The organism is Deltaproteobacteria bacterium, from assembly GCA_015233135.1.
Taxonomy (GTDB): Bacteria; UBA10199; UBA10199; order JADFYH01; family JADFYH01; genus JADFYH01.
Map to the genome: position 1 here is coordinate 26,886 of JADFYH010000029.1, position 10,483 is coordinate 37,368.

The 10,483-nt window shown below is 46.8% G+C and carries 8 protein-coding genes; all 8 read left to right on the forward strand.

Annotated elements, in window-relative coordinates; translation table 11 throughout:
• The first annotated feature begins 12 nt into the window (after positions 1-12).
• The 8 genes from HQM15_09525 to HQM15_09560 all read left to right on the forward strand — a co-directional run bounded on the left by HQM15_09525 (position 13) and on the right by HQM15_09560 (position 10,376).
• Positions 13-246 (forward strand): hypothetical protein, encoded by a 234-nt coding sequence (locus HQM15_09525; protein MBF0493006.1) that lies wholly within the window; start codon positions 13-15, stop codon positions 244-246.
• A 13-nt stretch (positions 247-259) separates the two neighbouring features.
• Positions 260-472 (forward strand): hypothetical protein, encoded by a 213-nt coding sequence (locus tag HQM15_09530; GenBank protein MBF0493007.1) that lies wholly within the window; start codon positions 260-262, stop codon positions 470-472.
• A 343-nt stretch (positions 473-815) separates the two neighbouring features.
• Complete coding sequence (gene proS, locus HQM15_09535) at positions 816-2,066, forward strand: proline--tRNA ligase (GenBank protein ID MBF0493008.1); 1,251 nt, start codon at positions 816-818, stop codon at positions 2,064-2,066.
• Between the two features lie 111 nt (positions 2,067-2,177).
• A complete protein-coding gene (gene pyrF / locus HQM15_09540) occupies positions 2,178-2,846 on the forward strand; it encodes an orotidine-5'-phosphate decarboxylase (protein MBF0493009.1) in 669 nt (222 codons plus the stop codon).
• 152 nt (positions 2,847-2,998) lie between these two features.
• Positions 2,999-3,301 carry a hypothetical protein gene (locus HQM15_09545; GenBank protein MBF0493010.1) on the forward strand — a complete coding sequence of 101 codons (303 nt, stop codon included), beginning with the start codon at positions 2,999-3,001 and terminating at the stop codon, positions 3,299-3,301.
• A gap of 315 nt (positions 3,302-3,616) precedes the next feature.
• Positions 3,617-6,358 (forward strand): DNA polymerase I, encoded by a 2,742-nt coding sequence (gene polA, locus HQM15_09550; GenBank protein ID MBF0493011.1) that lies wholly within the window; start codon positions 3,617-3,619, stop codon positions 6,356-6,358.
• Between the two features lie 452 nt (positions 6,359-6,810).
• On the forward strand, positions 6,811-9,159 hold the full coding sequence (locus HQM15_09555) for an ATP-binding protein (GenBank protein MBF0493012.1): 2,349 nt from the start codon (positions 6,811-6,813) through the stop codon (positions 9,157-9,159).
• Positions 9,156-10,376, forward strand: a complete 1,221-nt coding sequence (locus HQM15_09560) for a hypothetical protein (protein MBF0493013.1) — start codon at positions 9,156-9,158, stop codon at positions 10,374-10,376. The genes HQM15_09555 and HQM15_09560 overlap by 4 nt, the downstream gene beginning before the upstream one ends.
• The last annotated feature ends 107 nt before the right edge of the window (positions 10,377-10,483 follow it).

The following is a 10,483-nucleotide window of genomic DNA, read 5'->3' on the forward strand; positions in this document are numbered from 1 at the left end:
GGGATTTGAGTGATGAACTTCAAAATTTTAGAACCTATAAGCAAAACTGAAGTAATAGCATCTGGAAGAGGAATAAAAGAGTTGAAGAGACTCCAAAAAAACTATGGAATTGCTTATTGGAGAAAGTTAAAAGGCTTTGCTAAAATCAAGTTAGATTCAGGTGATATTGTAAAAGCTGAAATTCATTGGTATGAGGCTCATGGAATAGGTAAAAGAGAATTTAGAATTAAGAAAATATTAAAATAATTCCGAGGTATTTATGGCTTATGCAGTTTGCATTCAAAATAAGGGATATTCCGCTTCTCTTGAAAAAAAGAAAATCTATTCAGTAAAGTCAGATGCAATAGCCGAAAAAAAAGGTTTGCTGAGAGTCATTGATGAGTCGGGTGAAGATTATTTGTATCCCGAGAAATTCTTTTATCTCTTACCTGCTACTAAAGAGTTGGAAAAGTTTTTAAAGAGGGCAGGTTGATTGGACAACCCCTCCCAGCCTTAAAGGCATAGGGATCTACACATCTCTTTGATACAGTGTAGATCAATGTCTCCACCCTCTCCCCCGGAGGGAGAGGGTAGGGAGAGGGAGAGGGGGATAAATAGAAAGGTACATTTTTTTAAATAAAGGATTTTAAGGTACTTTTCTATTATACCCCCTCTCCTCAATCCTCCCCCTCCAGGGGGGAGGAAGCTTTCAAAGTAAGTCCAGATCAATATCACAGGACTTATGTAGATACCTATGGATTAAAGGGGAGGGATAAAAAGGAAAAATCCAATTTTCCCTTTGCATCTTGAATCACTTTCTCTATAACAAAGCAGCCATGAAATTTACCCAAGCCTTTATCCCCACCTTGAGAGAGGTGCCGGCAGAAGCCGAGGTGATTAGTCACAAACTCATGCTGCGAGCGGGCATGATCCGCAAGCTGGCGGCAGGGGTTTATAACTATTTGCCTTTGGGCCTGCGGGTGCTCAACAAAATATCCAACATTGTGCGTGATGAGCTGAACAAGGCCGGGGCGCAGGAGCTGCTGTTGCCCATTGTGATGCCGCGCGAGCTTTGGGAAGAAACGGGGCGCTGGCCCGTGTATGGAAAAGAGTTGCTGCGTTTCAAAGACCGGCATGAACGCGACTTTTGTTTTGGTCCCACGCACGAAGAAGCCATTACCGATCTGGTGCGGCAGAATGTAAAATCTTACCGCCAATTGCCTTTAAATCTTTATCAAATTCAAACCAAATTTCGTGATGAAATGCGGCCTCGTTTTGGGTTGATGCGCGGCCGCGAATTTATCATGAAAGATTGTTACAGTTTTGATCTGGATGAAAAGACTTCGGTGGAAACTTATTGGAAGATGTTTGAAGTCTATAAAAAAATATTTACGCGCTGTGGTTTGAAATTCAGGCCAGTAGAGGCGGGGACGGGAGAAATAGGTGGAACGCTCTCTCACGAGTTCCATGTGCTGGCGAGTTCCGGAGAAGATGAGGTGTTTGTTTCTCCCGACCGAGATGTGGCCTATGCCAGCGATAAAGTGCCTGCGGATAAAAAAGATCCCGAAACAAAAAGTGATCTGCAAAGCTACCGGGGAATCGAAGTGGGGCAGGTGTTTCATCTGGGCACCAAATATTCGGAATCGATGAAGGCGCTTTATCTGGATGAAAAGGGCGAAGAAAAACTCATGGTGATGGGTTGCTACGGAATAGGCATCAGCCGCACCGCTGCGGCCGCCATCGAACAGAATCACGATGACAACGGCATTGTCTGGCCCTTGCCCATTGCCCCTTTTGCGCTGGAATTGATTCTCTTGAATGTAAAAGATGAGGCCATCAAAACGGTGGCGGATAAATTGTATGCCGATCTGCAAGGTCAAAATATTGAGGTGCTCTACGACGACCGCGATGAAAGCGCTGGCGTGAAGTTTAAAGATGCGGATTTGCTGGGTATGCCCTACCGGCTGGTGGTGGGTGCCAAAGGCTTGGCGGAGGGCAAGGTGGAGTTGAAGAATAGGGCGACGGGGGAGATGGAGAAGATTGATTTGGAGAAGGTGTTGGAGAAGGTGGTAAGTTTAGTGAAGTAAAGTTCTACCTCACCCTAACCCTCTCCTACACTAGGAGAGGGGACTGAGCGATTCCTTCTCCTAGTGTAGGAGAAGGTGCCCGTAGGGCGGATGAGGTAGATATAAATTCCTATGAAATTAAACCCACTCATAGTCGCCCTTGATGTTGAAAATGCAAAACTCGCCAAGGCCTGGGTGAAAAGGCTTTCACCCGAAGTAGTCTTTTACAAAGTCGGTCTACGACTTTTTATTCAAGAGGGTCCTTCTTTTATCAAGTGGCTCAAGGGGCAGGGACTCAAGGTTTTTCTAGATCTGAAGCTGCACGATATTCCCAACACGGTGGCCCAGGCGGTGGAATCTGCGCTGAAGCTGCAGGTCGATTTGCTAAGCGTGCATGCCTTGGGCGGCGAAGAAATGATGAGGGCTGCGGTAAAGGCGGCCCAAAAGAAAACTCAAATCTTTGCAGTGACGGTGCTTACTTCTTGTTCTGAAATAAAAAGCATCGGCGTGAAGGATTCCATTCGTCAGCAGGTGCAGCGTTTAACGGCGCTTGCTGCACAGGCAAAAGTAAATGGAATTATTTGTTCTCCCCAGGAAATAAAATGGGTGAAAGAAATTGTGGAAAAAAGGCAAAAAATACTCACCCCAGGCATTCGTCCCGAAGGGGCGAATCTGCACGATCAAAAACGTGTGGCAAGCCCCAGACAGGCGTTGAAAGAGGGCGCGAATTACCTGGTAATGGGGCGGCCTATTTTGGAGGCAGAGGATCCGGGGGAGTTGATTCGAGGCCTGTTTGGATAGGGGTTTTGTCTCCCCAATTTTATTTTGGTTGAGGGGTCAGGTCTCTTTTTTAGAGCAGAATACTCTAAAAAAGAGGTATCAAAATCTAACAGGGCCCGCTTTTTTTTAATGGTATGTCCTTTGCTTTATATATTAAGTGAAGGAGAAAAATTATGGCCAGCTTAGACACCAAATATCCTGAAATGAAACTACTGATGAATGAGCAGAACATGATGCTGACCGAGATGGAAAAAATATTGGTGGATGCCTCCCTGGCCTATGATGTGGGCCTGCAGGAACTCAGCGAGGCGCCTCCATTATCCGCCGATGAAGTCACCGAACGCCTGGAACAAGTGAAAGAATTGTATTTTTCTGCCCGTAATTTTTTAAGCAAGTATGATCCTGATAAATTGCAGGTTTTGGAGCAGGGCTTGCGTTCGAAAAAGCAGGTGTTGCAGCCCGTTTACCATGCGTGATCTTTCCCCCTCTCCCTGACCCTCTCCCTGACCCTCTCCCTGACCCTCTCCCTCCAGGGGCATAGGTATCTACACATCTTTTGGTATTGCCCCCTCTTAAGCTAAGAGGGGGTTGGGGGAGTTATGGAAAACCGTGCAAATTACAGTATTTTTGAGTTCAGCAAGATCTTCCATAACCCCTCCTAACCTCCCCTTAGCTTAAGGGGAGGAACAGCAGAGTCAATAAAACCCATAGTTTGCTGAGATGTGTAGATACCTATGCTCCAGGGGAGAGGGGAAAGTTGACAGTTCCTTCAGTCCTGCTAAACCCAAGGCATGACAGCAAAAAAACTTTTTCTACTCGATGCCTCTTCTTATATCTTTCGTGCCTTTTACGCGACGCCTTCCCTGAAGAACGCCAAAGGCTTTCCCACCAATGCGATTTATGGATTTGTACAGATGCTCAGCAGCCTGATGCGTCAGCACGAAATTGACCATCTGGTTTCTGTTTACGATCGACCGGAGCCCACCTTTCGGAAGCAAGCCTACCAGGAATACAAGGCCCAGCGTGCTGAAACACCAGAAGATTTATCCAGACAAATTCCCCTGTTAAAAGAGATCGTTCAAGAAATGGGTGTGCCTGCCTTGGAGAAAATTGGTTTTGAGGCGGATGATCTTATCGGCACACTGGCCTATCAAGCCAGAGACCTGGGTTATGAAGTCGTCATCGTCACCGGAGATAAAGATTTGATGCAGCTGGTGCAGCCGGGGATTCGTCTGCTCGACACCATGAAAAATAAATGGTGCGATGAAGCCGAGGTAAAAGAAAAGTTTGGGGTGAAGCCTTCGCAAGTGATTGAGGTGCTTGGGCTGGCGGGAGACAGTTCCGATAATATCCCAGGGGTTCCCGGAGTAGGAGAAAAGACCGCGATGGCCTTGATGGAGCAATTTGGAAATCTGGAAGGCCTGTATGAAAATATCGAGCAGTTGAAAGGGAAACGAAAAGAAATTTTGATCGCCAATAAGGAGCTCGCCTTTCTTTCTAGGCAACTCGCGACGATCGATACCAAAGTGAGTTTTGAATGGAAGGAGGATGATTTTAAATTACGAGCTCCCGATCAAGAAAAGTTGAATGCCATTTATCAAGACCTGGGTTTTCAGCGTTTGATAAAAAAAATAGAAACAGAAAGCGAAACAAACGCTGTTTCTGAAAGACCTGAAAAACTTTCTTCTCATTACCAGCTGATTCAATCTTTAGAAGCCTTGGATGCCTTGATCCAAAAAATGAAGCAGGCTTCCTGGTTGGCGGTGGATACCGAAACCACTTCACTCAATACCTGGGAAGCCCGTCTGGTGGGGATCTCTCTCAGTTTTAAAGAAGGAGAGGCCTATTATCTTCCGGTGGGGCACTCCTTTCCCACGACTGCTGCTGTACCGATTTGGGGTGAAAAAAATGAGACTCCGCCCCTTCATTTGATGCCCGGTCAACTTCCACTGAAAGAGGCCTTGCGGCGTTTAAAAGGGGTTTTGGAAAATCCAAAAATATTGAAAATTGCCCAAAATTTTAAATACGATGATCAGGTGTTGCGCAAGTATGGCATTGAAATTCAAGGGTTTGCCTTTGATACTCTGCTGGCGTCTTATCTGGTTGAACCTGCAGCGGCGCATAATCTGGATCGCCTGTCCCAGCATTATCTGGGGCACAAGATGATCAGCTTCAAGGAAGTGACCGAAAATAAAAAAAATCCCTCTTTTGCCGAAGTGAGTCTGGAGAAGGCCCTGGCTTATTCGGCCGAAGATGCCGATGTGGCTTTTCGCCTGAAGAAAATTCTGGAAGAAGAACTGAAGACCCAGGAGCTGGAGGAGGTATTTCATCAAATTGAGATTCCGCTTTTGCCTATTCTTTCCGGGATGGAATTGTTGGGGATTAAAATCGACAGGGAATTTTTATCGCAACTACAAAAAGATTTTTCACAAAAATTGGAACTCAGTCAAAAAAAGATTTATGCGCTGGCAGGTCGGGAGATCAATATCAATTCTCCCAAGCAGTTGGGGCAGCTGTTGTTTGAAGAGTTGAAACTTCCCGTGCAACGAAAAACCAAAACCGGGTTTTCGACGGATGTGGAGGTGCTCACCGAGCTAGCGAAGTATCACGAAGTTCCCAAAGAAATTTTGTTTTATCGATCGATTACAAAATTGAAATCGACCTATGTGGATGCCTTGCTGAATTTGGCCCGGCCCGGTACGGACCGCGTGCATACCTCGTTTAATCAGACGATTGCCGAGACGGGGCGTCTTTCCAGCTCCGATCCCAACCTGCAAAATATTCCCATCAAAACCGAAGAAGGCAAAAAAATACGCCAGGCCTTTATTGCTGAAAAAGGCTTTGAACTTTTGTCTGCCGATTATTCCCAGGTGGAGTTGCGTATCCTTGCACATCTCTGCTCGGACGCGGCTTTAATTCAGGCCTTTGAGAAGGATGAAGACATTCATCGCCTGACTGCGGCCTCCATTTTTGGAGTGGCTCCTGGGGAGGTAACGTCGTTGATGCGAGGAGTAGGGAAGACCGTCAATTTTGGCATCGTGTATGGTCAGACTCCCTTTGGACTTTCGCAGCAATTGGGGATTCCTCCGCAGAAGGCAAAGGAGTACATTGAAAACTATTTTGAAAAATTTCCAGGGGTGCAAAGCTATAGGCAAAGCCTTTTGCAGGAGGCCTACGAAAAAGGAAAGGTGCGCACCCTCTATGGAAGGCAGCGTATCTTGCCCGACTTACACAGCAAAAATCCAAACCTCAGGAACATGGCGGAGCGCATGGCCTTCAATGCAGTCATTCAGGGCACTGCGGCGGACATCATCAAATTGGCGATGATTCGTTTTGAAGAAATTAAAAAGAAAGAAAAATTGGAATCGCGTTTGCTGCTTCAGGTGCACGACGAATTGGTGTTTGAGGTGAAAGAGGAAGAAAAAGACACGATGAAAAAATGGGTGCAAGAGGCCATGAGCAAAGTAGCGCAGTTTCAAGTGCCTTTAAAAGTGGAGATGGGCCTTGGAAAAAATTGGGGAGAGGCGCATTAAAACCTTAGAAATTCGCTCCTCTCGATTAAATAAGCAATGGAGAGTCATTTATAAGGCCTCAGTGTTTCCCCTCTCCCTTCGAGGGGAGAGGGCAGGGTGAGGGTGATATTGGTGGAATCAAATTGAATCAGTGGAGGGGATTTCTAATCCAAGTGGAATCTGTCGACTTCTAGTCGACAGTGGTTGAAAGTAGTCGATGAAGCGGCCTGAAGATTTTGCGGGGTGTGCAGCCCTCACTTTATTTTGTTATCTCATTTTTTCAGGATTCTACACCTCATTTTGCCAAACTTTTTTGTAAAATAGGCGGCAGCTCTTAGCTTTTTCCCTGGCTCACATTTTGCTTTATCCAATAGAGCCATGGCTATCCACAGCTCCAACAATTCGACCACCCAAGGCTGGCAGTCGGGTGACAGGTCCTATCATTTCACCTTGCCCGAATTTCCCGAAGCCCAGTGTCTCCCGGGCGTTTGGAGGCATTGCTGCGAGAGCATCCCGAACAGGCTTATCAGCAGGCCCTGCAAATTGTTCAGTCTGAATCTTGTTCACTGCAAAGGGTTTCCAACTTTCTTTTACATCCTTTTACAAATTTAACCGAATCCGCATCGGAGCGTCTGGCTTTTGTGAGCCAGGTGCTTCAAAGTTTGAGAGCCAATCATCAGGAGCTTTTGGCGAATCAGCTGCAAAGCCAGCTGGAATCTGCCCAAGGCTTTGAGGAACTTTTGTCTACGGTGGGGCAAGGCACTTTTATTTTTGCCCGCAATCATCAGGAGAGAATCGGTTTTGTCATTGGCTTGGGCTCTCATGTGGCGGGGAGTCTGGCTTATTATCTTTCCACTCGAGTGGGTCTGGGTGGGGCCGCTTCAGGACTTGCCAGCGGAATCGTCAACGCCTTGTTTCAGAGTGGAATGAATGTTTTGGTTCAGGAGTATCTGTTTGATCAGCATCAAGGCCGACGAGAAAGGGCGGCCGAGCTGGGGCAATCGGTGATGGATGCCTTGCTCTGCAGTGCGGCGGCGATGGCCTTTGAGCATGGGGAGCAAAATGGATTTGGACAAGGCAGTCTTCTTTGGTCGGCCTTGAAGTTTAGCGTCGATGTGGGCGTGGAATTTTGCAGCGGCAAGCTGGGTCTCGTCAAATATGTGGCGGGAGTAGAACGCGAGGCCTGGGGTCATGTGGGATGGGGGATGCTGGCCAATGCCGCTGGAGAAGGCCTTGGAGATGCGGGTAATCATTATATCACTTCACATGTTACTCATCGTATTGATGCAGCGACGCAGCGCTATCAGGAGAGGGCGGCTCTATTGGAATCGGAGCGGGCTGAGTATCCCCTGAATATTCAGACAGGACTCCGAGCCGGAGGAGGCTCAGGCACAGGTAAAATCACCCCAAACAATCCGCCCGTTCACCCGCCTACAAGGTTACCCAGACAAAAGCTCCAACTCTTCGTTGCCGCCATGATCACCGCCACCCGTGCCGATGCCATTCCGGGCAGGGAAGTTCATCTTCAAAATCGAATGGAACATATTTTAAGCCAGGAAGGATTTACGGGCCTGCTTTGCGATTTGGAAAGTCGCCAACTGCCCTTGGAGAGCATTGATCTTCTCAAAAAGATTTTTCAAACGGACGATGCCAATCGTGGCGCGGTAGAGGCCATCTGTAATGGCTTTGATGCAGACTCAAAAAAAGTAACCGTCAAGGCACAAGACGGAGAGATGAAGATTGAAGACGAAGGGCGGGGGATGAGCTTGTATGAGATGTGTACCTCGTTGCTGATTCCCGGTTTTAGCAAGAATAAACTCAACACCTTTATTGGCCGCTTTGGGGTAGGATTTTACACCTTGCTGCAATATCTCAGAACAGAAGAGGATCACGTTCGGGTGACGAGTACACAAGATGGGAAGACCCACGAGCTTTTACTGACCTTGAAAGAGGGCGAGTATCATGTTTCGCTTCAAAAGCTGAAGCCAAAAAAGAAAAACGGAACCCAGATCTGTGTCAAATCCAATGCAGTACAAGAACAGGCGATTCAAACGGAGATCAGGCAGTATTTACGCTATTTTCGTAAGAGTTTGGATCTGATTTATAATAGGGAGAAGATTAATAATTGCGTCATGGAATTAGTGTTTGGCCCCCTCTCCCCAACCCTCCCCCTCCAGGGGGGAGGGAGCTCGCAATCCCCTCTCCCCTTGGGGGAGAGGGTGAGGGTGAGGGGACAAACATACACCGTCTTCCAAAATCCCCAAGGAACCCCTGGCAAAGTGGTGATTATGGCGGGCGATGTCGTGGTAGAAGAGTTCACTTCCCCTGTCATCCCGGCGCAGATCGGGATCTCCACGCCTGAACTCGGTACTGAAACCATCCTCCAACTCCCCCTCAGCACCAAGATGGATCAACCCCGCCGCGGAGTAGGCGCCAGTCCTGAGCTCTACGCCTTCATCAAAAATTTCACCCAAAGCCCCCATTGCAATATCCAATTACTGAATGCCCTGGTCCCTTTGGCAATAGAGATGGATACCCGCTCGCCTCAACTTTCTTATCTTGAACTTTTACGCACCAGAATGCAGGCGCTCTTTTTGGAAAATTCAAAACTCAAATTCTACTCTCGCTCCAGCACCTATAATGAATCCGACCTTATCCTCTTTGCCTCAGATTCTTCGTCTCTCCCTCGAGGGGAGAGACCGACTGAAGGGCGAGAGAGGGTGATCTCGGATGACACTCTGACCCACTTCCTCCACCCCGCCCTCTGGGTAGAACTCTACGCCAACCGTCTCCGCAAACCCAAAGGCGTAGTATACGCGTGAAAGACAACAGCGGTCAAAACAAGGCGGGAGTCGTCTGCTACGAAAATATTAATTCCGATTTTATCTGGGATTCTGAAAATGGGCTCTTGGTGGTGCATGAGAAATTTAGAGAGGAGGTGCCGGAGGAATTACTCTGGGGAGTGCTGGCGGCGATACCAGGGGAGAAGGGGTTTGAAGTGACGGTGTCGCAGATGCAGGAGGTGAGCGAGGTTGGATCAATAGAGACGCAAAAAATGAAACAGCAGGCAGACATTATAAAAACATGCCCTTGGGAGGTATGGGATGAGATTGGTCTCTCTCCCAATCAAGTGAGAGCTTTAGAAGATTATCACTTTGAAAAATCTTTTCAGGTGGGGAGTCAAGCTTACTATCTGGTTTCATTGCCGGGTAAACCTGATATTTATGCCATGGTAGATCAATTTGGAATCACTCATACTGATTTTGAAATTACTTCCTGTCATGATTTTAGTGAGAATGAATCAGGTTTGTATTTTTATGCTCTCACTCAGGATGGTTCCGCTAAAATTTACTACTTCCCAAAAAAGGGTGATTTACAATGCATTTATCGCATTACGGAAGGTCGCTTTACATTAAGTGTGTCTTCGAAAAATGCCTATTTGATCTGCACTGGGAAAAAAGCAAAATTATTAAAATTTGAAGGGGCGAAGGTAACGGAGCTTGATTTGGCAGGCCTAGATGCAGAGAGGCTAACAACAATAGGTGGTTTTATTGTGTATCATGGAGAGAATCAAGTCACTGTCTATGAAATAGCAGACGATCAATTAGTAGAAACTTTTAGGCTACCGAATTGGGTCAAAGTAGATTGTATAGTACAAACCCAAAATGGATCGACCTTTTTCAGGGGTTACACAAGAGGAGAATGGAAAACTTTAGAAATTAATCAGGCTGGAGAATCTATTGAACATTTAAAGACTAGCAGCTTGGGTCCTGAGAGAGATATTTTCTTATGCGGAGCTAAGCTCTATAGCGTGCAAAACCATCAGCTCTTTGTGTTTGAAGAGGAGAGGTTTAAACTCGTTGCTGAGAATTTCTATTCCCATCAGTTTTTTCACGATAGGCTTTTTGTGGCCTACATTATCGATTACGATCTCAGCCGCGTATATGAAATACGGGATGGGAAAGAAAATCTTGTTCTACAAACAACAAAAAACTATCTGTTTTTTTATGATGCCCAACGAGATTGTCAGCGCGCATGACAGGGAGCCTGGAGTTCGCATGATAGGGCCCCACCTGTACGCATGATAGGGACCCGGTGGTTCGCAAGGATAGGGACCCACTTTTTCCTCTAAAAAATAGCGACGGA

What these genes read in the sequence shown, in the direction of transcription:
- polA (MBF0493011.1), top strand. Translation starts at nt 3,617, where the DNA reads ATGACAGCAAAAAAACTTTTTCTACTCGATGCCTCTTCTTATATCTTT.
- HQM15_09545 (MBF0493010.1), top strand. Translation starts at nt 2,999, where the DNA reads ATGGCCAGCTTAGACACCAAATATCCTGAAATGAAACTACTGATGAAT.
- proS (MBF0493008.1), top strand. Translation starts at nt 816, where the DNA reads ATGAAATTTACCCAAGCCTTTATCCCCACCTTGAGAGAGGTGCCGGCA.
- pyrF (MBF0493009.1), top strand. Translation starts at nt 2,178, where the DNA reads ATGAAATTAAACCCACTCATAGTCGCCCTTGATGTTGAAAATGCAAAA.
- HQM15_09530 (MBF0493007.1), top strand. Translation starts at nt 260, where the DNA reads ATGGCTTATGCAGTTTGCATTCAAAATAAGGGATATTCCGCTTCTCTT.
- HQM15_09525 (MBF0493006.1), top strand. Translation starts at nt 13, where the DNA reads ATGAACTTCAAAATTTTAGAACCTATAAGCAAAACTGAAGTAATAGCA.